The sequence below is a fragment of the Empedobacter sp. UBA5036 genome, assembly GCF_002415215.1.
In the GTDB taxonomy this organism is placed as follows: Bacteria; Bacteroidota; Bacteroidia; order Flavobacteriales; family Weeksellaceae; genus Empedobacter; species Empedobacter falsenii_B.
The window spans coordinates 20,637-46,824 of the sequence record NZ_DICC01000052.1 but is presented as its reverse complement, the minus strand read 5'-3'; the positions used below and the strand labels follow the sequence as shown (position 1 = coordinate 46,824).

Here is a 26,188-nt window from a genome sequence, read left to right as displayed (position 1 = left end):
TCGTATTAATTTGCGGTTTCTTTAATTTCGATTGGATCAGCATAATGTGCTAAACCAAAATTACGCATCAAACATTCTTCCGGATTATTAATATGCCATTCAAACTCATCACGGAAGTGACGAATTGCCGCTGCTACTGGCCAAGCCGCTGCATCTCCTAATGGACAAATTGTATTTCCTTCGATTTTACGTTGAACATCCCATAACAATTCGATGTCAGACATTTTTCCTTTTCCTTCATCGATTCGTTTCAAGATTTTTTCCATCCAACCTGTTCCTTCACGACAAGGTGAACATTGTCCACACGATTCGTGACGATAGAAACGAGCTAATGTATACGTGTGGTAAACAACATCTTGATCTTCATCTAAAACAATAAATCCTCCGGAACCCATCATTGTTCCTGTTTGGAAACCTCCTTCTGATAAACTTTCGTAATTCATGTAACGAGGTTTACCTTCTGCAGTTTTTAACAATAAGTTTGCTGGAACAATTGGCACAGAACTTCCTCCAGGAATACATGCTTTAAGGCGTTTTCCATTTGGAATACCTCCACAATATTCGTCTGAATAAATAAATTCTTCAACCGTAATTGTCATATCAATTTCATAAACGCCTGGTTTATTAATATTACCACAAGCTGAAATTAATTTTGTTCCTGTTGAACGTCCAACTCCAATTTTAGAATATGCTTCTCCTCCAATCTCAATAATTGGAACAATAGCTGCAATTGTTTCTACATTGTTTACAACCGTTGGTCTTCCCCATAAACCTTTAACAGCTGGGAAAGGTGGTTTTAGACGTGGATTTCCACGTTTACCCTCTAACGATTCTAACAATGCCGTTTCCTCTCCACAGATATAAGCTCCACCTCCACGTTGAACATAAATTTCGCAATCGAAACCTGTTCCTTGAATGTTTTTACCTAACCAACCAGCAGCTTTTGCTTCGTCGATTGCTTCTTCTAAAATTTCTGCAACCCACGCATATTCTCCACGGATATAAATAAATGATGTATTAGAACCTAAACAGAATGATGAAATCAGAACTCCTTCAATTAATAAATGAGGAATATATTCCATCAAGAAACGGTCTTTGAACGTTCCTGGTTCAGATTCGTCTGCATTTACCACTAAGTGTCTTGGAACACCTTCTGGCTTTGCCAAAAAGCTCCATTTCATTCCAGTTGGGAAACCTGCACCACCACGACCTCTTAAACCAGAAGTTTTTACTTCTTCTAAGATTTCATCAGTTGTCATTTTAAATGCTTTTTCAGCATTTGCATAACCACCGTTTTCGCGGTAAGCTTGATACTGACGAATTCCTGGAACATCAATATTTTTTAACAGTAATTTTTGTCCCATTATGCTAATTTTTTCAATTCCTCGATTAATTCGTCTACTTTCTCGATCGTTAAATTCTCACGATACGTTTTTCCTAACTGTAGCATTGGCGCGTAACCACATGCTCCTAAACATTCGGCTGGTTTTAATGTAAATAAACCATCTGCCGAAGTTCCACCAGCTTCAATATTTAATTTTGTTTTGATGTGTTCAATAATTTTGTCTGAACCTCTTAACATACAAGGTCCTGTTTGACAAACTTCTAACACAAATTTCCCTACAGGATTTAAGTTAAACATCGAATAAAATGAAGCTACTTCGTAAACTTCTACTGGTAAAATTTCTAATACTTCTGCAACATAATCTAAATGAGGAGTGTCTAACCAACCACCAAACTCAGCTTGTGCGACATGAAGTAAAGGAATCAATGCACTTTGTTTTTTATCCGATGGATAACGTGCAATGATTTTATCTACTTTTTGTTGTGTTTCTTCTGAAAATTGAATTGCCATTTTTAATAATTTTTATTAAGCATCTAATTCTCCAGCAATCAAATTCAAACTACTCATTGTGATAATGGCATCTGAAATCATTGATCCTTCAATCAATTCTGGATAAGCTTGATAATAAATGAAACAAGGTCTACGGAAATGTAAACGGTATGGCGAACGTCCACCATCAGAAACGAAATAATAACCCAACTCACCATTTGCAGCTTCGATTGAATTATAAATTTCTCCTTTTGGCATATCTACCTCTCCCATAATAATTTTGAAGTGATAGATTAACGCTTCCATTTTTGTGTAAACATCTTTCTTTAGTGGTAAATAAAAGTCTGGAGCATCAGCATGATATTGCGTTGCTTCTTCTCCTTCTAATGCATCAATTTTTGCAATTGCTTGTTTAATGATACTTAAACTTTGCCACATTTCTTGACCACGAACTAAGAATCTATCGTAACAATCTCCCGTTGTACCAACTGGAATATCGAATTCGAATTCTTCGTAACGAGAATATGGTTTCGCTACACGAACATCATAATCTACACCAGCCGCACGTAAATTTGGTCCTGTGAAACCATAATTTAATGCACGTTCAGCCGAAATTCCTCCTACTCCTTGCGTACGATCCATAAAAATACGGTTACGTAAAAATAAGTTTTCAAACTCTGTTAAGACATCTGGAAACTCTCTCACGAAACGATGGATTTTTGTCCAAGCAACTTCAGAAAAATCACGTTCGAAACCACCGATACGACCAATATTTGTTGTTAAACGAGAACCACAAATTTCTTCGTAAATCTCATAAATCAACTCGCGGTATTTCATCATATAAAGGAATCCTGTAAATGCTCCTGTATCAACACCCATAATCGAGTTACATACAATATGATCTGCCATACGAGCCAATTCCATAATGATAACACGCAAATAAGAAACACGTTTTGGAACTTCAATTCCAACGAATTTCTCAACTGTCATGTGCCAACCTAAGTTATTTAACGGCGCCGAACAATAGTTCAATCGGTCTGTTAAAGGTGTAATTTGGTACAAAGGTTTGCGTTCAGCAATTTTCTCAAAAGCACGGTGAATATACCCAACTGTAGGAACCGCAGATTTGATGATTTCACCATCAATCTCTAAAATATTTTGAAATACCCCATGTGTTGCAGGATGCGTAGGTCCTAAGTTTAAGGTAATTGTGCTTTTTTCTAACGAACCATCTGGAAGATCAAGATGCTTTAATTTTTTAGTTTTCTCTTTTCCCATGGTTAATTTGCTTTTACATTAAAACCTCCGTAATTAAAATCTCCACCACGACCAAACATATCGTCGTCTTTGTCTTTACGTGTTTGATCCTCTAATGGGAACTCTTTGCGTAACGGATGATAATCCATTTCTGGAACATTCATGACACGAATTAAATTTGGATGTCCTACAAAATCAACTCCATAGAAATCATACGCCTCGCGCTCTAACCAGTTAGCTGTTTCGAATAATTTAGTTGCGGTAAAAATCGAAGGTTTTTCGATTGGTAAAGCAAATTTTAATCGAACCTCAACTCCTTCATATAGATTATAAACTAAATAGGTTACAACCAATTCTTCTCCAACATTATTAGGATAATGAATAGCAGTTAAATCCTTCAAAAATTTGAAAGATAATTGCTCATCATCATATAAATATTGTAAAATCTTTAGATTGAAATCTTTGTTAGCGTATAAAGTCAATACACCGAAATGCTCTTCGTATCCGTATATATTTTCTTGAAACTTCTGAACCAAACGGTCTTTTATAAATGAATTGTCCATTATTTCAACTTATTTAATTCCATAACTTGCTAAAAGTTGTTGATATTCTTCGCTACTTCTGCGACGAACACTTTCGCTCTCTACCAACTCCTGAATACGCATTACACCATCGATAATTGCTTCTGGACGAGGCGGACAACCTGGCACATATACGTCTACTGGAATTACTTCATCAATTCCTTGTAAGACCGAATATGTATCAAAAATTCCTCCCGAACTTGCACAAGCGCCAACAGCAATCACCCAACGAGGTTCTGCCATTTGGATGTAAACTTGCTTCAGAACTGGTGCCATTTTTTTAGAAATTGTACCCATTACCATCAACAAATCGCACTGACGAGGCGTAAAAGCCAAACGCTCAGATCCAAAACGTGCCAAATCGTATGTCGAACCCATAGTCGCCATAAACTCGATTCCGCAACAACTTGTCGCAAATGGTAAAGGCCAAATAGAGTTTTTACGCGCTAATCCAACTACTTTTGATAGTTGCATCGCCATAAAACCTTCACCTTCAAAACCTCCTGGAGACTCTACAATCTTCACATTGGTATTGTGTGTTACTGGTCTTTTATTATGAATCATTATACTATTATTTTAGAATTTTAATCGCTCTATTTTTCCCAATTAAGAGCTCCTTTTTTGCGTACATACAAGTACATCACAAAGAATAATCCAACGAATGTTACAACTGCTGCAAAACCTTCCCAACCTAACTCTTTAAAATTCGCTGCATATGGGTAAAAGAAGATTACCTCTACGTCGAATAACACGAATAAAATGGCTACTAAGAAGTATTTAATTGCAAATGGCTGTCTTGCATTTCCAACTTTCTCAATCCCAGACTCGAAATTCTCTAATTTTTCGTCTGTCTTTCTCGATGGCCCAAGAAAATGCGTCGCAACGATAGTACCCGCTACAAACGCAAAAGCAATCACAAAAAGAATGAGAATAGGAATATAACTTGATGCTGTTTCCATAACTACTTTACTATTTTTCCAACTAATATTTTATCGATAAAAATAATAATAAAATATCATATTATTTATGTGAATTAGTTTTCAGTAAGTTGTAGTTCTTTATATGATAAATTATATATTATTTATTTATATCGGAAGTTTGATAATTGAATAAAAAAAGGAGAACTAACAACTTGGTCAATTCTCCCTATGTATTTTATTAGATTACTAATTAAAACTTAAAAAAGTTAATGAATTAATAAATTTTGTAGACCTTGTAGTGCTTCATTCACAGTTTTAATATGTTCAAATCGTACTAACAATGTTGGGTACTCTTCTCCTTTTTTGGGTGATTTTTCCTTAAAACTGATGTTTTTAGGGTTATTTTGAACGTAATTTAAAATTAATCTAAATTCATCTGACTGATAAAATTCGCTTTGTGGTTTATTAATAAAATAAGCCAATAAAACACCATTTTTCATCACCAAACGTTCGAAACCTAATTTTTTACTGATCCATTTCAGTTGAATTGATTCCAATAAATTTTCGGCTTCAATTGGTAATTTTCCAAAGCGGTCAATCAAATTATTTTTAAACGTTTGTAAATCTGTTTCAGTTTCGACATCAGCTAATTCTTTGTACAGCAATAAACGCTCTTCCGAACTTTCAATGTATTCGTCTGGGAACATAATTTGTAAATCCGAATCAATTTGCACATCCGACACATACGATTTTACTTCTTCCGATTTTTGATCTTCGAACAAATCTTTGAAATCCGTTTCTTTCAATTCTTCTATCGCTTCATTCAAGATTTTTTGATACGTTTCGAATCCAATATCCATCATAAATCCTGTTTGTTCAGCACCTAAAAGATTTCCAGCTCCACGAATTTCTAAATCTTTCATCGCAATATTGAATCCTGATCCTAAATCAGAAAACTGCTCAATTGCTTGCAAACGTTTACGCGCTTCGTCCGTTAAAACCGAAAGTGGTGGCGCAACCAAATAACAAAACGCTTTGCGGTTACTACGACCAACACGTCCACGCATTTGATGCAAATCTGCCAAACCGAAATTCTGCGCATCATTAATTAAAATCGTATTCGCATTCGGAACATCTAAACCAGATTCGATAATAGTTGTTGACACAAAAACATCATATCGACCATCAATAAAATCGAGTAAAACGGCTTCTAATTCTTTCCCATCCATTTGTCCATGACCAATCGCCACACTCGCATCAGGAACTAATCGTTGTACCATTCCAGCAATATCTTTTAACGATTGCACACGATTGTGAATGATATAAACTTGTCCACCACGTTGCATTTCATACATAATCGCATCACGGAAAATCTCTTCATTAAAACCAACCAATTGCGTATCGACAGGTTGTCTATTTGGTGGAGGAGTTTTGATAACCGATAAATCACGCGCAGCCATCAACGAGAATTGAAGTGTACGCGGAATTGGCGTCGCAGTCAAGGTTAATGTATCAATATTTTCGCGAAGTGTTTTCAATTTATCTTTTACACCAACACCAAATTTGTGTTCCTCATCCACAATTAATAATCCCAAATCTTTGTATTCAATTTTTGGATTAACCAATTGATGCGTTCCTATCACAATATCAACTTGACCAGATTTTAAACCATCTAAAACAGCTTTTTTCTTTGCTCCTGTTACAAATCGATTGAGATAAGCAACTTTCACAGGCAAATCTCGTAAACGCTCTGAAAATGTCTTGAAATGTTGAAAAGCTAAAATCGTTGTTGGCACTAAAACAGCAACTTGTTTTCCATCAACAGCTGCTTTCATCGCCGCACGAATCGCAACCTCTGTTTTCCCGAAACCAACATCTCCACAAACCAAACGATCCATCGGTCGTTCAGATTCCATATCCGTTTTTACATCTTGCGTCGCTTTGTACTGATCGGGCGTATCTTCATAAATAAAAGATGCTTCCAACTCATTTTGCAAATACGTATCAGGCGAATACGCAAAACCTTTTCTGGCACGGCGTTTCGCATATAATTTAATCAAATCGAAAGCAATTTCTTTTACTTTAGCTTTGGTTTTATTCTTTAAATTTTTCCAAGCTGGAGATCCAAGTTTTGAAATTTTTGGCTCAGCGCCATCTTTTCCTCTAAACTTTGCAATTTTATGCAACGAATGAATATTAACATACAGAATATCATTATTTTGATAAATCAATTTGATTGATTCTTGCGTTACGCCATTATTATTCAATCGTACCAAACCTGCAAATTTTCCGATCCCATAATCTATATGCGTCACAAAATCTCCAACTTGCAACGAATTGATTTCCTTTAGCGTAATCGCTTCTTTTTTGGAAAATGAATTTCGAAGATTGAATTTATGATAACGTCCAAAAATCTGATGATCGGTATAACATGTTAATTTGATTTCTTCGTCAATAAACCCCTGATAAATAGAACCTAAAACTGGAATATACGAAACCTCTTTTCCGATATCTTCAAAGATTTCTTCGAAACGTTTGATTTGATTTTCATTTGAGCAAATCAGTGCGTTTTTGAAACCTTCGGTTTTGTGTTCATTCAAATCATCAATTAATAATTCGAATTGTTTGTTAAAACTTGGTTGAGGTTTGAATGGTGATTCTATTTCTTCAACAGTTTCAAAATAAGATTTCATCGAACATTCAATCACACCAAAAGATGAAATTTGTTGAAGAAAACCATTTTCATTCAAAAATAATTGATTCGGTTCCGCTTGTTTAATTTCTCCTTTTAATTCAGCAAAAGCAGTTTCAGCTTGTTCAAAATTCTTAGTAATTTGTTTCGCTAAAACAGAAATATTTTTCGCGATAACTAAACTATCTTTCGAAATATATTCTAAGAAACTTTCTCGTTTTTCGTTAATCGATTTACTCTCAAGATTTGGAATAATCGTAATTTCTTTTGTCGTTGCAATGGACAATTGATTCTCGATATCAAACGTTCTGATGGTTTCCACCTCATCACCAAACAACGAAATTCGATAAGGATGCTCATTCGAAAACGAAAAAACATCTATAATTCCACCACGAATCGAGAATTCTCCCGGTTCAGAAACAAAATCAACACGATGAAAATTATAAGAAGATAAAACCTCCGTTAAGAAATCAATTCCTAAATCATTTCCAACCTTCACTTTAAGTGTATTCGTAGAAAGCGCTTTTTTTGTCACTACTTTTTCAGACAAGGCTTCCGCATATGTCACCACAATTTTTGGGCGTTTCGAATGCGATAATACATTTAAAACCTCTGTTCTAATAACAACATTTGCATTATTTACTTCCTCAATTTCGTAAGGACGCTTATAAGAAGACGGAAAAAATAGAATTTGTTCTTTATCAAACAAAGTTTCCAAATCATTTAACACATAAGCCGCTTCTTCTTTATCATCAAAAATTAGAATCGTAGGACGCGCAACACGATCATATAAATGACCAGTTATAATGCTCAATCCTGAACCTAAAAAACCTTTGATATTGACTTTATGCTGTGGATTATTTTTAAAATTGACAATAAGCTTCTGTACGAAATCTGAAGAATCGTATAAGCTAAAAACGTTGTGAATAGTTTTCTGTTCCAAAGTTTTGCAAATATAAAATTTTATAAACTTATTTTTAAACAATCTTTAAAAAAAGCAATGTTAAAATGCGAATTTTCAATTAATGAAAATTTTTCGGAAAATTTATAAAAAAAGTTGAGCTAAGTTAAAAAAATTAATCCTAGCTTTGGCTTATCAAAAAAAGAAAATGAAATTAGTTCACAACATTATCAACTTGATTATTTTAGTCATTCTTATCCCAGGGAGTGGTAATTAGTTGTGTACGTACAAAATAACAATTAAAGCCACTTCTTAACGAGGTGGCTTTTTTTATGGAGAAAAATTAATTAAACAATATTATGCAAAACAATTTCGTCATTATTATCATTATTATTTTAGTCTTGGTCTTACGATTAGGAAAGGTGGTTTTATGACAAATTTTTTGAACGATTTTTTATGAGCCACCTTTATTCAGGGTGGCTTTTTTTTATGTTTTTAATACAAACAATGTCAAATAAATAGTGATGAAAAACAACAACAAAGCACTAAACAAACATAGTCGAACCGTTACGCAAGATGACACTTTACCCGCGTCACAAGCGATGTTACATGGGATTGGCTTAACAAACGAAGACCTTAAAAAACCATTAATCGGAATTGCAAGCATGGGGTACGATGGAAATACTTGCAATATGCACCTAAATCAATTTGCACAGTTGGTACAAGATGGAATGAAAGCCGAAAACCTAATCGGATTGAAGTTCAACACTATCGGAATTAGCGATGGAATTACCAACGGAACTTCAGGAATGCGCTACTCTTTAGTAAGTAGAGAAATCATTGCAGATTCTATCGAAACTGTTTGTGCAGGACACTTTTACGATGGCGTAATTACTATTCCTGGTTGTGATAAAAACATGCCAGGATCGATTATGGCAATGGGACGTTTAAACCGTCCTTCGATCATGATTTATGGTGGAACAATTGCTCCGGGACATTACAAAGAAGAGGAATTAAACATTGTTTCTGCTTTCGAAGCATTAGGAAAAAAATTAAACGGAAATCTTGATGACAAAGATTTTTGTGGAATCATTCAGAATGCTTGTCCTGGTCCAGGTGCTTGTGGCGGAATGTATACAGCAAACACAATGGCAGCGGCGATTGAAGCAATGGGAATGAGTTTACCTTATTCTTCGTCTTACCCTGCTCTTAGTCAAGAAAAGAAAAACGAATGTACAACTGCGGCACATTATCTAAGAATTTTATTAGAAAAAGATATTAAACCAAGTGATATCATCACGAAGAATTCTTTAGAAAATGCAATCAAAACAATTGTTGTTTTAGGCGGAAGCACAAATGCTGTTTTGCACTTATTAGCAATTGCAGCGACTATGAATATCAAATTATCATTAGACGATATACAAGCAATTAACGATAAAACATCAGTAATAGCAGACTTAAAACCTAGTGGAAAATACTTGATGGAACATTTGAGTAAAGTTGGTGGAGTTCCTGCTGTTTTAAAGTATATGTTACAAGAAGATTTAATCGATGGAAGTTGTTTAACGGTTACTGGAAAAACATTAGCCGAAAATTTAGCATCGGTTCCTGATTTAGATTTCTCTAAACAAAATATTATTCGTCCATTATCTAATCCCATAAAAGAAACTGGACACTTACAAATGCTTTACGGAAACCTTGCTCCTGGCGGATCGGTATCTAAAATATCTGGAAAAGAAGGTTTTTATTTTAAAGGAAAAGCACAAGTTTTTAATAGCGAAGTTGAAGTTTTAAAAGCAATCGAAGATTTACAAATCAAAGCTGGAAGCGTTATCGTCATCCGAAACGAAGGTCCGAAAGGTGGTCCTGGAATGCCAGAAATGTTGAAACCAACATCTGCCATTATTGGAGCTGGATTAGGAGATAAAGTCGCTTTGATTACAGACGGACGATTTAGTGGCGGAACGCACGGATTTGTCGTCGGTCACATAACACCAGAAGCTTTTGAAGGAGGTCCAATCGCATTAGTCGAGAATAATGATCTCATCGAAATTGACATCAACAAAAATGAATTAAACCTTTTGATTGATGAAAAAACATTAGAAAATCGAAAAAATAACTGGAAACAACCCGCATTAAAAGTAAAAAATGGAGTCTTATACAAATACGCAAAGCAAGTCGGAAACGCTTCAGAAGGATGTCTTACTGACCAATAAACCAACTCAAATTTCAGGTTCACAAGCGATTATTAACGCTTTATTGTCCGAAGGAGTTACAACAGTCTTTGGCTATCCTGGTGGCGCAATTATGCCTATATATGATGCTTTGTATGATTACAAAGATAAATTAGAACACATTTTAGTTCGTCATGAACAAGGAGGCATTCACGCTGCGCAAGGTTATGCAAGAACTTCAGGAAAAGTAGGTGTAGCTTTTGCCACGAGTGGTCCAGGCGCAACGAATTTAGTCACTGGAATTGCAGATGCCATGATTGATAGCAATCCTATTGTATGTATCACAGGGCAAGTTTTCGCTTCTCTTTTAGGAACGGATGCTTTTCAAGAAACTGACGTTATCAATATTACTAATCCTATCACGAAATGGAATTATCAAATTACTGATGCAGAAGAAATAAATGATGTTCTAGCAAAAGCATTTCATATTGCTCGCTCTGGAAGACCAGGACCTGTCTTAATTGACATTACAAAAAATGCTCAAATACAACTTATCGAAAAGAAAAAGTATGAGAAATGCACGCATGTTCGCAGTTATAGACCAGAACCAGAGATAAGAACTGAATATATAAAAGCTGCTGCTAAACTTATTAATCAAGCAAAAAAACCATTTGCGATTATTGGTCAAGGAATATTACTTGGAAAAGCTGAACAAGAATTAAACGATTTCTTAGAAAAATCTGGAATTCCTGTAGCAACAACTTTGATGGGATTAAGTTCTTTAGATACTGATCATCCACAATATGTAGGTTTATTAGGTATGCATGGTAATTATGCACCTAATGTTAAAACAAATGATTGCGATGTATTAATTGCCATAGGAATGAGGTTTGATGATCGCGTAACTGGACGCTTAGACAAATATGCAAAACAAGCCAAAGTGATTCATCTTGATATTGACCCAGCAGAGATTGGTAAAAATGTAAAAGTTGCTGTCCCTGTTTGGGGAGATTGTAAAAAAACACTTCTGTTATTAACAAATTTGATTCATCCTAATGATCATTCTCAATGGTTAAAAGAATTTAGAGATCTCGAAAAAGAAGAACGTACAGAAGTTATTAATAAAGAATTCCATCCAACAACTGATGTGATATCTATGGCTGAGGTTATCAATACCTTAAATGAATTAACTAAAGGAGAAGCCGTTATTGTGACAGACGTAGGACAACATCAGATGTCGGCTTGTCGTTACGCGAAATTCAAAGATTCTAAGCTTTTGGTTACATCAGGAGGATTAGGAACAATGGGATTTGGTTTACCTGCAGCAATTGGAGCATGGTATGGAGCACCAGAAAAAGACATTGTCATGGTTTGTGGAGATGGTGGTTTCCAAATGACGTTACAAGAAATGGGAACGATTATGCAATTTGGAGCTAAAGTAAAAATATTAATCCTAAACAATAGCTTCCTTGGAATGGTGCGTCAATGGCAAGAATTATTCAACGACAAACGCTATTCTTTCGTAGATATTACAAGTCCAGATTTTGTAGCACTTGCAAAAGCCTACCAAATAGAAGGTCAAAAAATAGAAGCAAGAAACGACTTGAAAAATGCTTTAAAAGAGATGTTAGAGCATGATGGTTCTTATCTTTTAGAAGTTATGGTAGGAAAAGAAAACAATGTATTTCCTATGGTAGAACAAGGTACAAGTGTTTCTGAAATTAGATTAAAATAAATTATTATGGACTCAAAACAAGAATATACAATTACGCTATATACAGAAAATTCCATAGGAATTTTGGGAAGAGTTGCAGGAATTTTTACTCGACGAAAAATTAATATTGAAAGTTTAAGCACTTCTCCATCAGAAATAGAAAATGTACACCGATTTACAATTGTAATTGAAGAATCTGAAGAAGTCGTTCGAAAACTTTGCATGCAAATTGAAAAACAAATCGATGTTCTTAAAGCTTATTTCAATAATAATGATGAATTAATCTGGCAAGAACAAGCTTTATACAAAGTACCCACTAACATTATTGCTGAAAAGGCATACGTTGAACGTTTATTACGTCAATATGGCGCGAATACAGTTGTGATTCGCAATGATTATACAGTTTTTGAAACAGCTGGTCATCGTGAGGAAATTGATAATCTAACACAAGAGCTGACTAAATATGGCTTAATAGAATTTGTTCGTGGAGCTAGAATAGCCATTATAAAAGCAAGTGCTGGTTTCCATGAAAAATTATTACAATTCGAAAAAGACGAGCCATCAAAAGAAGTAATCGAAAATGAATTCCTAAACGAAGGAACCTCAGTTTTCACAATGTAAAGACGAATAATTCAACAAATAATTTTATTAAAAAATCAAAAATGACTAATTACTTTAATTCACTATCATTAAGAGATCAATTATATCAACTAGGACAAGCAGAATTTCTAAATAACTCAGAATTCGCAAAAGGTACAGACGCATTAAAAGACAAAAAAATTGTGATTGTAGGCTGCGGTGCGCAAGGGTTAAACCAAGGATTAAATCTACGAGACAGCGGTTTAGATGTTTCATACGCGTTACGCAAAGAAGCGATTGAACAACAAAGAGATTCTTGGAAAAATGCAACAAGTCATAATTTTACAGTAGGAACTTTCGAGGAATTAATCCCAAATGCTGATGTTGTTGCGAATTTAACGCCGGATAAACAACATACGCAAGTTATCAATACTGTTCAACCACTTATTAAACAAGGTGCTACACTTTTATATTCTCATGGATTCAATATCGTAGAAGAAGGTGTGCAAATTCGTAAAGATATTACAGTAATAATGGTTGCACCAAAATGTCCAGGTTCGGAAGTTCGTGCAGAATATTTAAGAGGATTCGGAGTTCCTACATTAATTGCCGTTCACCCAGAAAATGATCCCGAAGGAAAAGGTTTTGATCAAGCAAAAGCATATTGTGCAGGAACTGGTGGTCACAGAGCGGGAGTTTTAAGATCATCATTTGTTGCGGAAGTAAAATCAGATTTGATGGGAGAGCAAACCATTTTATGTGGTCTTTTACAAACAGGTTCTATTCTTTCTTTCGAAAAAATGATTGAAAACGGAATTGATGCTGGTTATGCTTCAAAATTAGTTCAATATGGTGTGGAAGTAATTACAGAAGCCTTAAAACATGGTGGAGTTAGCGGTATGATGGATAGATTAAGTAATCCTGCTAAAATTAAAGCTTTTGAACTATCAGAGGAATTAAAAGATATTATGCGTCCATTATTCCAAAAACATCAAGACGACATTATTTCTGGTGAGTTTAGTAAAACAATGATGGAAGATTGGGCGAATGATGATAAAAACTTATTAAAATGGAGAGCTGAAACTGAAGAAACTGCTTTTGAAAAAACACCCGCTGGAGATGCAAATATTACTGAACAAGAATATTTTGATCATTACACTTTAATGGTTGCTTTTGTTCGTGCTGGAGTTGAATTAGCTTTCGAAACTATGGTGGAAGCAGGTATTAAACCTGAATCTGCTTACTACGAATCATTACACGAAACACCATTGATTGCAAATACAATTGCTCGTAAAAAATTATTCGAAATGAATCGTGTAATTTCTGATACAGCAGAATATGGTTGTTATCTTTTCGATCAGGCTTGTAAACCTTTGTTAAAAGATTTTATGACAAAAGTAAACGTAGACGTTGTCGGAAAAAATTACAACGAAGGAAAAGACAATGCTGTTGACAATGCGACATTGGTACACATAAATGATGTTTTACGTAATCATCCTGTCGAAACTGTGGGAAAAAAACTTCGTAAAGCAATGACTGCTATGAAAACCATAAAAACGGCATAATCAAATATTAAAATAACTAAGAAAATAGTGAATTATGACAAAGGGACTTAGAAGTGAGAAAACTGAGACCTTAGGCGTTTCGCTTGACGAAGTAAACTTAGCACAAATGAATTTGAAAGGAGTTGCCAAAAACACTCCTTTCGATTTCAATGAAAATTTAAGTCGTCAATTTGATGCGAATGTCTATCTAAAACGAGAAGATTTACAAGTCGTCCGTTCATACAAATTACGTGGTGCTTATAATAAAATCGTTCAGTTATCAGAACAAGAAAAAAATAATGGTGTAATCTGCGCAAGTGCAGGAAATCACGCACAAGGTGTGGCGTATTCGTGTCAACAATTAAATATCAAAGGTAAAATTGTGATGCCAACGACGACACCTCAACAAAAAATAAAACAAGTAAAATGGTTTGGGAAAGATCAAATCGAAATCATTTTACATGGTGATACATTTGATGATGCATCGGCTTTTGCACATCAATTATCCCAAGAAGGAAATATTACATTTATTCATCCTTTTGATGACGAAAAAGTAATCGCAGGACAAGGAACTGTTGCTTTAGAAATTTTGAATCAATGCAATCAACCAATCGATTATATTTTCGTGCCAATTGGCGGTGGAGGTTTAGCATCTGGCGTTATTTCTGTGATGAAAACACTTAGTCCAAACACCAAAATTATTGGCGTAGAACCGAGTGGCGCAGCAAGTATGGCAGAAGCTATCAAACAAAAACAATCTGTTGCATTAGCGAAGATTGACCCTTTTGTAGATGGCGCAGCTGTAAAAAAAGCAGGTGAAAAAACCTACAAAATCTGTGCAGAAGGTTTAGAAACAACTTGTGCTGTTCCAGAAGGAAAAGTTTGTTCGAGCATTTTGCGTTTGTACAATGAAGACGCAATTGTTGTAGAACCAGCAGGCGCTTTGAGTGTTTCGGCTTTAGATTTTTTCAAGGAAGAAATCAAAGGAAAAAATGTGGTTTGCGTGCTTAGTGGAAGCAACAACGACATTACGCGAATGGAAGAAATAAAAGAAAGAAGTTTGCAATATGAAGGTTTGAAACATTATTTCATTATCAATTTTCCTCAACGTGCCGGTGCTTTAAAAGAATTAGTGAACGAAGTTTTGGGTGAAAATGATGACATTACCTATTTTCAATACACACAAAAAAATAACAAAGAAACAGGTCCAGCAGTAGTTGGCATTGAACTAGACAAAAAAGAGGATTTAGATGGTTTAATTTTTAGGTTAGAAAATCATCATTTCGAATATCAATATCTTAACACAGACAACACACTTTTTTCGTTAATGATTGGATAATTTTTCCATCATTAATATACTATTCAAAAAAAGCAAAGCTTCTATTTAGTTAGAAACTTTGCTTTTTAATTTATTAATTATTCAACAACCAATTTTTCAACTCATCAAAATTATTGCTCATTTCAACTTTATTCGATTGTTTCGATTTCAATTCTTCTACTTCTTTTGGATAGACAATTTTATCTTGTATTTCTTTCGGAAAAACTTCAGGAAATTTACATGGATGTGCCGTCGATAAAAATACTACCAACTCTTTTTCATCTTGCTTTTTCGCTTGATATTCCTTCGCTGCCAACCACGCAATCGACGTATGCGGACAAGCAATATAATTGTATTCTTGATTAATTTCTACGATTGCATTTATTGTTTCTACATCTGAAAAAGCTTTCGAAATCATTTTTGATTTTAATTGCTCCACATCTTGCTCAAAAAACTCCATCACGCGAACCCAATTACTCGGATTTCCAACATCCATTGCATTCGATAACGTTTGTACAGAAGGTTTTGGTTGATAATTTTCGGTTTCTAAAAATGAAGGAACAGTATCATTCGCATTTGTAGCCGCAACAAATTGTTCCACTTCCAATCCTAATTTTGAAGCTAAAATACCAGCCGTAATATTCCCAAAATTTCCACTCGGAACAACAAAAGAAACTTTCTCAAAACCTTTTCTTTTTGCTTGGGCAAATGCCTCGAAATAATAGAAAGATTGCGGAATTAAGCGAGCAATATTAATTGAATTTGCTGAGGTTAAGTTTAGATTTTTCATTAAATCTTTGTCTAAAAAAGCTCGCTTGACCAATGCTTGACAATCATCAAAAGTTCCGTCGATTTCTATGGCACGAATATTTTTTCCATTCGCCGTTAATTGCAATTCTTGTATCAGCGACACTTTTCCTTTTGGATACAAAATCGTTACTCTCGTTCCTTCTACTCCCAGAAAGCCAAGTGCTACAGCGCCTCCTGTATCGCCAGAAGTTGCGACCAAAACATCTAACAATTGATTATCTTTTTTTGAATAATGTGCCATCACGCGACTCATAAATCTTGCTCCAAAATCTTTAAAAGCAAAAGAAGGTCCGTGAAATAATTCCAAAATAGCTAAATCATCTTCTAAAAACACCAAAGGCGCAGGAAAATTAATTACATCATCAATTAAATTATTAATCGTTTCTTCAGAAAAATCATCTTTTAATAAGTGATTTGTCACCTTTTTCGCAATCTCTTGAAATGAATAATTTTCAATAGAATTCAACCAATTTTCATCTAATTTTTCCAACGACAAAGGCATATACAATCCTTTATCTTCTGGCAAAGATTGGAAAACCGCTTGTTTAAAATCGACTCTGTTATTATGATTATTTGTACTATATAATTTCATTTTTAGTGTTTTATGTAAGGTCCTTGTTGATTAATTTTAGAGACAAATGATAAATGTTCAATTTCTTTTATCGTCAAAAAATTATTTAATTTTTGTTCGATATTTTCTGCATCCAATTTACTTTTAGATAACGCCATAACTGTTGGTCCAGAACCAGAAATACCGAATGTTAATGCATTATTTTCGAGCGAAATACTTTTCATTTCATTAAAATACGGAATCAATAAAGAACGATTTGGTTCGACAATATCATCCTGCATCGAACGACCAATTTCTTCGTAATCATTCTCATAAAGCGCCGCAACCAAACTTGCAATATTCCCCCATTGTTTTATTGCTTTACTCAATTGCACTTTATCTTTAATTAATTTGCGCGCATCCTTTGTTGGCACTTCTACTTTTGAGTAAATCAGTGTGACATATAAATTTTCAGGAACAGGTAAAGAACGCACCAAAATCGACTCATAAGAAGGAATCAACGTAATTCCACCAAACAACGATGGCGCAACATTATCCGCATGAGCAGCACCACAAGCCAATCGTTCGCCTTCCATACAATAAGGTAAAAGCTCATTTTTAGAAAGTGGTTTTCCTAATAATTCATTCAATGCAAAAAGTCCAGCAACTGTACTCGCCGCGCTTGAACCTAAACCACTTCCAATTGGCATTTTTTTGTGTAATTCTATCGATAATCCAAAAGAATCTTGTAGACCTAAATCACAAAATAATTTCCATGCCGAATGAGAAACTGTATTTTTCATCGCATCCAAAGGCAATTTCCCCTCGTCACCTGTAATTGTCAGAATTTCGATTCCTAACTTTTCTGTCTTTTTCATGATTACCTCATCACCTGGATAATCCACCGCAAAGCCCAAAATATCATATCCACAGATCATATTGGCAACTGTTGCAGGAGCAAAAACATGTACTTTATCTAAAAACTTCGCTTGATCAAGCTTATATTTATTTTCGATTATTTGATTCATCTTTTATCGTATTGAACTTATATTAACTAAATCTGCAAAAACGCCAGCTGCTGTAACTTCTGCACCAGCTCCAGGTCCTTTCACAACCAAAGGACGTTCCTTGTAACGCGCTGTTGTAAAAGAAATAATATTATCGCTTCCAGACAAGGCATAAAACGGATGTTGATTATCCACCAATTCTAACGAAATTGATATTTTTCCATCTTCTAAAATCCCGATGTAACGAATCACTTTCTGCTCCTCATCTGCTTGATGTTTTATCTTTTCGAAATAATCATTTTCGTTGACTAATTCTTGATAAAAATCTTCTACAGTTGCAGCTTCTAAACAAGATTTAGGCAAAATAGAATCGATTTTTACATCTCCCGCTTCAATTTCGTAACCATTGTCACGAGCAAGAATCAACATTTTTCGCATAAAATCTATTCCACTCAAATCATCGCGAGGATCTGGTTCTGTATAACCTAATTCTTGCGCTTTTTTTACAATTTCGGCAAATGTATTTTCACCTTTAAAATGATTAAATATATACGAAATTGTTCCTGATAAAATTGCTTCAATTTTTAAGATTTGATCTCCACTCATTCTTAAATCTTTCAACACGCTAATAATTGGTAAACCTGCTCCAACATTTGTTTCGTAAAGAAAATCAATACCATATTTTCGAGCAGTTTCTTTCAATTTTTTATACTCTTGATAAGAAGATGAATTCGCAATTTTATTACATGTCACAACCGAAATACTGCTTTCAAAAATTTGTTTGTAATAATTTGGCAAATCAGAACTCGCAGTATTATCTACAAAAACACAATTTGGTAAATTATACTGTTTCATTTTTTGGATAAATTCATTCAAATCAGCTGGAGAAGAAGAATTTTCTAATTCATTTTTCCAATTCGATAAATTAATTCCGTTTTCATCAAACATCATTTTTTTTGAATTTGATAATCCAACCAATTTAATCTCGATATCATTATTTTTTGCTAAAAAATCTTTCTGTTTTTCTAATTGATTTAAAAATGTCGACCCAATATTTCCTACTCCAACATTGAAAACATGAATTGTTTTTTTCAAATGATTAAAAAACGCATCATGTACCGCATTTAAAGCTTTTGACAAATCATTTTCGTTAATCACAACCGAAATATTATACTCCGAAGAACCTTGCGCAATCGCTCTGACATTGATTCCATTTCGTCCTAATGCATAAAATAACTTGCCCGAAACACCAACCATTTTCTTCATGTTTTCTCCAACAATTGCAATAATTCCGAGATTTTCTTCAATTTCAATTGGTTCCAACCATTTTGCTGCAATTTCCAAACAAAACTCTTCTTCAATTAATTGCTTTGCTTTTTCGACTTCATTATGATGAATGGCAAGCGTGATACTATGCTCTGACGAAGATTGCGTAATCAACACAATGTTGATATGATGTTGCGCTAAAAGTGAAAAAAGTTTTCCACTAAAGCCCAATTTGCCAACCAAGCCGCTTCCTTTTATATTGACTAATGCAATATCTTTGATCGACGAAATTCCTTTAATTGGATAATCTGTTGGTTGCGAATCGAACTGAATTTTTGTTCCCTCAAAATCCGGTTGAAATGTGTTTTTAATTAAAATCGGAATTCGAAGTTTAAAAGCTGGAGCCATTGTTGGCGGATAAATCACTTTCGCACCGAAATACGACAATTCCATCGCTTCTGTATACGATAAATTTTCTAACGAAAAAGCTTTGTTCACAAAACGAGGATCCGCCGTCATCATTCCATTTACATCTGTCCAAATTTCAATTTGTTCTGCATGTAAAGCCGCACCAATCAAAGCCGCAGTGTAATCAGAACCTCCTCTTCCCAAAGTTGTCACTCGTCCTTCTTCATTAGCAGCAATAAACCCTGTTACAACTAATAATTTATCCGAATAATCTTTTGCTAATTGTTGAATATTCTGAAACGATTTTTCCTCGATAACATTCGCTTGACCAAAATTATGATCAGTCAAAATATAATCTGATGCATTAATCGCCAATGAATTTCCAACATGCTCTTGCATTACTTTTGCTATTAATAAAGCACTACATCTTTCGCCGAAACTCAAAATCAAATCTTTTGTTTGAGGGCTTAATTCTTTCAGAATTTCCACCCCTTCTAATAATGCTTCCAACTCATTCATCAACAATTTTAATTTTGTTAAAATCGGATTTTGATTCGGCACATCGATTAAAGCTTTTACAATTTCGAAATGTTTGTCTTGAAAAAGTTTTAAATCATTTTCATCAAAATTTCCTGATGAAGCTTCTTCAGACATTTTGGTTAATAAATTGGTCAAACCAGAAATAGCAGACACAACCAAAATAATCGAGTTATTTTGTTGCTTTTCCTGTTTAACAATTTCTACGACCGCGCGGATACCTTCTACCGATCCGACTGATGTTCCTCCGAATTTTAAAACTTTCATAATTTAAATTTTGATCATAAAAAAAGCATCTTCCTTTTGAGAAGATGCTTTTGCATTATTTTTTTAGAATTAAATACATAACAAAACTCCTCTAAGTGTGAACACTAGAAGTCGTCGTAATTGAAATGATTGTATTTAATCCGTTTTGTTTCATTATTGATAACGAATATACAAACTTTTTCAATAAATCATTACGTATTTATTATTTTTTTATATTTATTTCACCGAATCCTTTTTTACAGCCAATGAATCATTTGGTTCAGCAACAGGTTTTACATCACTTGCATAGCCAACAACAATTCCGTCTAGTTTATCAATTTTTCGTACTTTAAAAGTTTCTGTACCTTCTGCTCCTTTAAAAGATACTTTATAAACTGCTTCGTAAACTGTTTTGTCACCATCTTCAAGAGGCGTCATTTTCTCAAAGTTGTAGACATCAACTGGCCCATATTGTTTAACCACCGCATTCAAATCATCCACATTTACGCCTTCTACTTTCGAAAAAAGTGAATCAGGCTTATCTGCTCTGTATTTGTAAACATCTAAAACTGCTTCTTTCACCTTATAATCTGGCAAATCTGATTTTTTATTACATGCTGTTAAAGCCAAAATACCGCCAACCATAAGTAATGCACTTGCTTTCATAATTCCTATTTTTTGTGTTAATTGATTATAACTAATGTAAAAATAAATAAGATAAAAAACAAGTATTTTTATTGAAATCAAATAGATAGAAACAAAAAAAGTCGATTCTGTAACAGAATCGACTTTTGAATATCTTTTATTGTAAAATGATTTTTTACACTTCAAAATTCACATAAAAACCTTCGTGACCTCGAACATTGAAAACTGTATTATCTTCAAAAATCAAGTATTGACCTTTTATTCCTTTCAAAACACCTTTTATTTCTGGCGTTTTTTTCAGGTTTAATGATTTTACTTTTTCTGGATAAGATAAAACTGGATAGTCTAACTTCCAAACTTCTGGCTCATCAACCAAAAATTGTTGAAAATCTGGATTCACTTCATTTCTGATTTCGTGATACTTTTCGAATAGATTAATTTCTGGTACATCATTTTTTAACATTCTTTGCCAATTCGTTTTATCAGCAATAACATTTTTCAACGAAACCTCTATCATTCCAGCTTCGTAACGGTTATCCGTTCGTGCAATAATAATAGCTTCTGAAGCTCCTTGATCGATCCAACGTGTCGGAACTTGCGTTAAACGTGTTACACCAACTTTTATTCCCGATGAATTTGCCAAATACACAATATGCGGTTGCAATTCGAATTTCGTTTCAAACTCTAAATCACGTTGTGCAATTCCTAAATGTGCTGTTGAAAGTTCTGGATTGATGATACTTGGATTAGCTTCTGGAACAGTAAAAAAACAATTTTTACAATATCCCATCTGATAAATCTCTTTGTCCTCGTGACAGTTTAAACATTCGTAATGATCAAAGTTAATCTTGATTTTTTTCCCTAACAATTGATTCATAACGATAAAATCATTCTTGAAATTCCAATAATAATTGATTGGCGTTCCATTTTCAGTTGTCATTTTACGAATTTGTCCTTCAAACTGCATCTTGCTAAAAAAGTTTAATTAATTTTGTGTAAATCTACAAAACTTTTAGCGGATGGGAATAGTCAATAAGATTATGGAAATTATGATGCGTAGCCGAATGAATGTCATCGAGGAAAGCATCAAAAATCCAGTTGGTACGCAAGAACGTGTGTTATTTGAGAATATCAAAAAAGCCAAATCGACTATTTACGGAAAAGAATTTCATTTTGACGAAATCAAAACGACACAGAAATTTCAAGAGCAAGTTCCTGCGGTGCATTACGAGGATTTTCAACCTTATATTGAATTAGCGAGAAAAGGTGAAAAAGATGTCACTTGGCACGGCAAAATAAAGTGGTTTGCGAAATCTTCTGGAACAACAAACGCGAAAAGTAAATTTATTCCGATTAGTAATGAATCCTTAGAAGATTGCCATTACGCAGCAGGAAAAACAATGTTTGCGTTGTACTTAAATGCTTATCCCGAAACGGATATTTTCATGCACAAAAACCTAAGAATTGGCGGAAGTAGTGAACTTTATCAAAAATATGATACGCGTTTTGGTGATTTATCAGCTATTTTGATTGATAATTTGCCTTTTTATGCAGAAATGAAAAATATTCCGAATCGTGAGATTTCTCTAATGTCTGATTGGAATGTAAAGATGAATGCTATTATTAATGCAACAAAAAATGAAGATGTTGGTTCTTTAACTGGTGTTCCTTCATGGATGTTAGTCGTTTTGAATAAATTATTAGCCGAAACTGGAAAGAATTATTTGGACGAATTATGGCCAAATCTCGAAGTGTTTTTTCATGGTGGAATCAGCTTCAAACCTTATGCAGAAAATTATAATTTAATTACTCAGAAAAAATTAAATTATTTCGAATTATATAATGCTTCCGAAGGTTTTTTTGGAATTCAGGATCAATTAAATAGTAAAGAGTTGTTGTTATTATTAGACAACGGAATCTTTTACGAATTTATTCCAATGGAAGAATTTGGTTCAGAAACTCAACGATTTTTAACAATTGGAGAAGTTGAAGTTGGTAAAAATTACGCCATGGTAATTACAACAAATGGAGGTTTATGGCGCTATATCATTGGTGATACGGTTCGTTTTACCTCAATTAATCCACACAGAATTGTTGTTTCTGGACGAACAAAACATTATATCAATGCATTTGGAGAAGAATTGATGATAGAAAATGCAGAAGAAGCTTTGAAACGTGCTTGTATGCAAACAAATTCGATCGTTTCTGAATATAGTGCTGGTCCAATTTTTATGCAAGGAAAAGAAAAAGGCGCTCACGAATGGATGATAGAGTTTGATAAAGATCCTGAAAATTTTGAGCAATTTATTGATTGTTTAGATAAAGGTTTGCAAGAAGTTAATTCCGATTACGAAGCAAAACGTTACAATAATATGACACTTAATCGACCGATTGTACACAAAGCACGCACAAAATTATTCATCGAATGGATGGCTTCAAGAGGTAAATTAGGTGGACAAAATAAAGTTCCTCGTTTATCAAATACAAGAGAGTTTATTGAACCATTAATTGAATTAAATAATCGATCATAATAAAAAAGAGAATCAATACGATTCTCTTTTTTTGGTTTAAAATAAATAGGATAATTACCTCGAAACAAGTAAATTTACTATTAAGAGAAAAAATACCTATTAATGCGAAGTACGAATTTATCTGAACTTAAATTCCACCAAATTGTGGAAAATAAGTTTCAAATTTACAACAGTCTCTTTATGAGTCTGCCCTACGAAAAAATGCAAAACATTGGATCGTTGATTCCGTTTTTGTACGATGAAAGTCAAAAAGGTTTACCAGAAGGTAAATCGCCAAATGAAATCATCAACAATTTTTTTGAGAAATACACCGATTTAAAGACCGAACAAGAACAAATCGATTTGATGTTTCGAATGATACAATACATCGAGCGACAAGTTGTTTTGTTTGATAGTATCGAAGATGCTGCATTTCCGTCATTACATTCCGAAAATGAAAAAGGAAGTTTGGAAAGCATTTACCATATTGCACAAGCGCAAGGTAAAATGGAGCAAGTAAAAACCAGAATCGAAGATTTTGTGACGAGAGTTGTTTTTACAGCACATCCAACGCAATTTTATCCGACAAATGTTCAACAAATTATTCAGGATTTACGCGATGCAATTCAACAAGATTCGGTAAGTAAAATTGATTTATTGTTGCAACAATTAGGAAAAACACCTTTTATCAACGAAGAAAAACCAACTCCTTACGATGAAGCTGTTTCTATTATTTATTATTTGAGAAATGTATATTATCAAACAATTGGACGATTGTATAACGAAATCAACCAATTGTTTTTTACAGAAAGTGAACCTCTAAAATCTCCTGTTATTCAATTAGGTTTTTGGCCTGGAGGCGATCGCGATGGAAATCCATTTGTAACAGCAGAAATTACATGGAAAGTTGCAAGTTTATTGCGTACAAGTATCTTAAAAAATTATTACAATCATCTTAAAATTGTTCAACGTAGATTAACATTCAAGCATGTTACAGAACCTTTGAAAGCGTTGAGTAATTTGATTTACGAAAATATGTTCAATGAAAATGGAACAATTACAATTGATGAAATCAAGACACGTTTACAGACTATTCGTACAATTTTGATTGAACAACACAACGGAATTTTCTTGGATATTTTAGACGATTTTATCACACGTGTTGATATTTTCGGGTTACATTTTGCTTCGTTGGATATCCGTCAAGATTCGCGTGTTCATCAAAAAGTAATTAACCAAATTATTGAAAAATATACTGGAATTAATCTGAAAGATTTAAGCGAAGCAGAACAAATCGAATTGTTAACAAATCCTTCTTTTACAGCTAAGCCTGAAGATTTTGAAGATGATATTGTCGTCGATACAATCAGAAATATTTATCAATTAAAAACGATTCAGCAACGAAATGGTGAATTAGGTGTTAACCGATACATTATTTCAAATTCTGAAACCATTTTCGATGTCTTAAATGTTTACGCTTTATTCAAATTTTGTGGTTACAAAGATGACGAAATTAAGTTTGATATTATGCCACTTTTCGAGACGATTAGAGGTTTAGATGGTGCTGAGAATACGATGAATAAATTGTATAATCTACCAATTTATGCACAACATTTAGAACGTAGAAAACAGCGTCAATCGATTATGCTAGGCTTTTCGGATGGGACAAAAGATGGCGGTTACATCAAAGCGAATTGGGAAATTTATCGCACCAAAGAAATCCTTTCGAATGTTTCGGATAAAAATCAAATCGAAGTTATTTTCTTTGATGGTCGTGGTGGACCTCCTGCACGTGGCGGTGGAAAAACACACGAATTTTATGCTTCTCAAGGGAAAACAATTGCGAATCACGAAATTCAAATTACGATTCAAGGGCAAACAATTACGTCGAATTATGGAACAATGCCGCAGGCAAAATATAATTTTGAACAATTGTACACGGCTGGTATCATTTCGGATGTTTTCTCTACAAGCACAAGTCAGATTTCGCCAGATGAGCGAATTTTGATTGATAAATTAGCCACAATTAGTTATCAGAAATACGAAGATTTGAAAGCGCATCCTTCATTTTTACCTTATTTAGAAAATATGAGTACGCTTAACTATTATGGAAAAACGAATATCGGAAGCCGTCCGAGTAAACGAGGTGGTGATAAAAAATTAGAGTTCGATGATTTGCGTGCTATTCCATTTGTGGGTTCTTGGAGTCAATTAAAACAAAATGTTCCGGGATATTTTGGTGTTGGAACAGCTATAAATGAATTGAAAAAACAAGGTCATTTAGAGGATGTAAAAGATTTATTCAAGAATTCGAGCTTCTTCAAAACATTGATCCAGAATAGTATGATGTCGATGGAAAAAACTTATTTTCCATTAACATCTTATATGAAAAATGATCCTGAATATGGTGAATTTTGGAATATTTTGCACGATGAATTTGAATTATCAAAAGCATTATGTTTAGAAATTTCGGGTTACACAGAATTGATGCAAGACGAACCATTGAACAAATCTTCGGTACAAATGCGCGAAAAAATTGTGTTACCATTATTAACGATTCAACAATTTGCGTTGAACAAAATTCATCATGAAAGTGAGTTCAAATCAATCTATGAGCAAATTGTGATGCGTTCGTTATTCGGAAATATTAATGCGAGTCGAAATTCGGCTTAATTTTCAGAATATCTTAATACCT

19 protein-coding genes are annotated in these 26,188 nt (G+C 34.0%); 7 read left to right on the top strand and 12 right to left on the bottom strand.

The window, feature by feature from the left end; all coding sequences use genetic code 11:
- Window positions 1-5 precede the first annotated feature (5 nt).
- The 7 genes from nuoF to mfd form a co-directional block, all read right to left on the bottom strand.
- Window positions 6-1,364: an NADH-quinone oxidoreductase subunit NuoF gene (nuoF, locus tag B4J88_RS09395; RefSeq protein ID WP_115002289.1), complete on the bottom strand. Its 1,359-nt coding sequence runs from the start codon at window positions 1,362-1,364 to the stop codon at window positions 6-8.
- Window positions 1,364-1,855, bottom strand: coding sequence for a complex I 24 kDa subunit family protein (gene nuoE, locus B4J88_RS09390; RefSeq protein ID WP_115002287.1), 492 nt, complete (start codon window positions 1,853-1,855; stop codon window positions 1,364-1,366). The genes nuoF and nuoE overlap by 1 nt, the downstream gene beginning before the upstream one ends.
- A gap of 15 nt (window positions 1,856-1,870) precedes the next feature.
- Entirely contained in the window at window positions 1,871-3,112 is a 1,242-nt protein-coding gene (locus tag B4J88_RS09385) for an NADH-quinone oxidoreductase subunit D (RefSeq protein ID WP_038333370.1), read from the bottom strand.
- A 2-nt stretch (window positions 3,113-3,114) separates the two neighbouring features.
- On the bottom strand, window positions 3,115-3,654 hold the full coding sequence (locus tag B4J88_RS09380; RefSeq protein ID WP_038333373.1) for an NADH-quinone oxidoreductase subunit C: 540 nt from the start codon (window positions 3,652-3,654) through the stop codon (window positions 3,115-3,117).
- A gap of 9 nt (window positions 3,655-3,663) precedes the next feature.
- The gene (locus B4J88_RS09375) at window positions 3,664-4,236 is read right to left on the bottom strand and encodes an NADH-quinone oxidoreductase subunit B (protein WP_038333376.1); all 573 of its coding nucleotides are present in this window, start codon (window positions 4,234-4,236) and stop codon (window positions 3,664-3,666) included.
- 29 nt (window positions 4,237-4,265) lie between these two features.
- Window positions 4,266-4,631, bottom strand: coding sequence for an NADH-quinone oxidoreductase subunit A (locus B4J88_RS09370; protein WP_115002285.1), 366 nt, complete (start codon window positions 4,629-4,631; stop codon window positions 4,266-4,268).
- Between the two features lie 227 nt (window positions 4,632-4,858).
- On the bottom strand, window positions 4,859-8,227 hold the full coding sequence (gene mfd, locus B4J88_RS09365; protein WP_291067419.1) for a transcription-repair coupling factor: 3,369 nt from the start codon (window positions 8,225-8,227) through the stop codon (window positions 4,859-4,861).
- 482 nt (window positions 8,228-8,709) lie between these two features.
- Between mfd and ilvD the strand changes: the two genes are divergently transcribed.
- From ilvD to ilvA, 5 genes are read left to right on the top strand one after another with little or no spacing between them, the layout of a single operon-like run.
- The gene (ilvD, locus tag B4J88_RS09360) at window positions 8,710-10,401 is read left to right on the top strand and encodes a dihydroxy-acid dehydratase (protein WP_221854713.1); all 1,692 of its coding nucleotides are present in this window, start codon (window positions 8,710-8,712) and stop codon (window positions 10,399-10,401) included.
- A complete protein-coding gene (gene ilvB, locus B4J88_RS09355) occupies window positions 10,334-12,094 on the top strand; it encodes a biosynthetic-type acetolactate synthase large subunit (RefSeq protein WP_219034513.1) in 1,761 nt (586 codons plus the stop codon). Before ilvD ends, ilvB begins: the two co-directional genes overlap by 68 nt.
- 6 nt (window positions 12,095-12,100) lie before the next feature.
- Complete coding sequence (gene ilvN / locus B4J88_RS09350; protein ID WP_180905464.1) at window positions 12,101-12,694, top strand: acetolactate synthase small subunit; 594 nt, start codon at window positions 12,101-12,103, stop codon at window positions 12,692-12,694.
- A gap of 41 nt (window positions 12,695-12,735) precedes the next feature.
- Window positions 12,736-14,217, top strand: a complete 1,482-nt coding sequence (ilvC, locus tag B4J88_RS09345; RefSeq protein WP_221854716.1) for a ketol-acid reductoisomerase — start codon at window positions 12,736-12,738, stop codon at window positions 14,215-14,217.
- Between the two features lie 34 nt (window positions 14,218-14,251).
- Window positions 14,252-15,535 carry a threonine ammonia-lyase IlvA gene (ilvA, locus tag B4J88_RS09340; protein WP_125348893.1) on the top strand — a complete coding sequence of 428 codons (1,284 nt, stop codon included), beginning with the start codon at window positions 14,252-14,254 and terminating at the stop codon, window positions 15,533-15,535.
- Between the two features lie 73 nt (window positions 15,536-15,608).
- Here the strand turns inward: ilvA and thrC are convergent, their stop codons facing one another.
- From thrC to B4J88_RS09315, 5 genes are all read right to left on the bottom strand, one after another.
- Window positions 15,609-16,916, bottom strand: a complete 1,308-nt coding sequence (thrC, locus tag B4J88_RS09335; protein ID WP_291067417.1) for a threonine synthase — start codon at window positions 16,914-16,916, stop codon at window positions 15,609-15,611.
- 2 nt (window positions 16,917-16,918) lie between these two features.
- A complete protein-coding gene (locus B4J88_RS09330) occupies window positions 16,919-17,902 on the bottom strand; it encodes a homoserine kinase (RefSeq protein WP_291067416.1) in 984 nt (327 codons plus the stop codon).
- Window positions 17,903-17,905: 3 nt separating this feature from the next.
- Window positions 17,906-20,359 carry a bifunctional aspartate kinase/homoserine dehydrogenase I gene (gene thrA, locus B4J88_RS09325; protein WP_221854720.1) on the bottom strand — a complete coding sequence of 818 codons (2,454 nt, stop codon included), beginning with the start codon at window positions 20,357-20,359 and terminating at the stop codon, window positions 17,906-17,908.
- Between the two features lie 216 nt (window positions 20,360-20,575).
- On the bottom strand, window positions 20,576-21,004 hold the full coding sequence (locus B4J88_RS09320; RefSeq protein WP_147280028.1) for a hypothetical protein: 429 nt from the start codon (window positions 21,002-21,004) through the stop codon (window positions 20,576-20,578).
- Window positions 21,005-21,158: 154 nt separating this feature from the next.
- Window positions 21,159-21,950 carry a DUF2797 domain-containing protein gene (locus tag B4J88_RS09315; protein WP_291067414.1) on the bottom strand — a complete coding sequence of 264 codons (792 nt, stop codon included), beginning with the start codon at window positions 21,948-21,950 and terminating at the stop codon, window positions 21,159-21,161.
- 52 nt (window positions 21,951-22,002) lie between these two features.
- On the opposite strand from B4J88_RS09315, the gene B4J88_RS09310 reads away from it, so the two are divergent.
- Window positions 22,003-23,514: a GH3 auxin-responsive promoter family protein gene (locus B4J88_RS09310; protein WP_291067412.1), complete on the top strand. Its 1,512-nt coding sequence runs from the start codon at window positions 22,003-22,005 to the stop codon at window positions 23,512-23,514.
- A 180-nt stretch (window positions 23,515-23,694) separates the two neighbouring features.
- Window positions 23,695-26,166, top strand: coding sequence for a phosphoenolpyruvate carboxylase (locus B4J88_RS09305; RefSeq protein WP_291067410.1), 2,472 nt, complete (start codon window positions 23,695-23,697; stop codon window positions 26,164-26,166).
- The last annotated feature ends 22 nt before the right edge of the window (window positions 26,167-26,188 follow it).

Coding starts and splice junctions, on each gene's coding strand:
- thrC (WP_291067417.1), bottom strand. CDS start 16,916: ATGAAATTATATAGTACAAATAATCATAATAACAGAGTCGATTTTAAA.
- ilvN (WP_180905464.1), top strand. CDS start 12,101: ATGGACTCAAAACAAGAATATACAATTACGCTATATACAGAAAATTCC.
- ilvA (WP_125348893.1), top strand. CDS start 14,252: ATGACAAAGGGACTTAGAAGTGAGAAAACTGAGACCTTAGGCGTTTCG.
- B4J88_RS09315 (WP_291067414.1), bottom strand. CDS start 21,950: ATGCAGTTTGAAGGACAAATTCGTAAAATGACAACTGAAAATGGAACG.
- ilvB (WP_219034513.1), top strand. CDS start 10,334: ATGGAGTCTTATACAAATACGCAAAGCAAGTCGGAAACGCTTCAGAAG.
- nuoF (WP_115002289.1), bottom strand. CDS start 1,364: ATGGGACAAAAATTACTGTTAAAAAATATTGATGTTCCAGGAATTCGT.
- ilvD (WP_221854713.1), top strand. CDS start 8,710: ATGAAAAACAACAACAAAGCACTAAACAAACATAGTCGAACCGTTACG.
- ilvC (WP_221854716.1), top strand. CDS start 12,736: ATGACTAATTACTTTAATTCACTATCATTAAGAGATCAATTATATCAA.
- B4J88_RS09385 (WP_038333370.1), bottom strand. CDS start 3,112: ATGGGAAAAGAGAAAACTAAAAAATTAAAGCATCTTGATCTTCCAGAT.
- B4J88_RS09320 (WP_147280028.1), bottom strand. CDS start 21,004: ATGAAAGCAAGTGCATTACTTATGGTTGGCGGTATTTTGGCTTTAACA.
- B4J88_RS09375 (WP_038333376.1), bottom strand. CDS start 4,236: ATGATTCATAATAAAAGACCAGTAACACACAATACCAATGTGAAGATT.
- B4J88_RS09305 (WP_291067410.1), top strand. CDS start 23,695: ATGAGTCTGCCCTACGAAAAAATGCAAAACATTGGATCGTTGATTCCG.
- B4J88_RS09370 (WP_115002285.1), bottom strand. CDS start 4,631: ATGGAAACAGCATCAAGTTATATTCCTATTCTCATTCTTTTTGTGATT.
- B4J88_RS09310 (WP_291067412.1), top strand. CDS start 22,003: ATGGGAATAGTCAATAAGATTATGGAAATTATGATGCGTAGCCGAATG.
- B4J88_RS09330 (WP_291067416.1), bottom strand. CDS start 17,902: ATGAATCAAATAATCGAAAATAAATATAAGCTTGATCAAGCGAAGTTT.
- thrA (WP_221854720.1), bottom strand. CDS start 20,359: ATGAAAGTTTTAAAATTCGGAGGAACATCAGTCGGATCGGTAGAAGGT.
- nuoE (WP_115002287.1), bottom strand. CDS start 1,855: ATGGCAATTCAATTTTCAGAAGAAACACAACAAAAAGTAGATAAAATC.
- B4J88_RS09380 (WP_038333373.1), bottom strand. CDS start 3,654: ATGGACAATTCATTTATAAAAGACCGTTTGGTTCAGAAGTTTCAAGAA.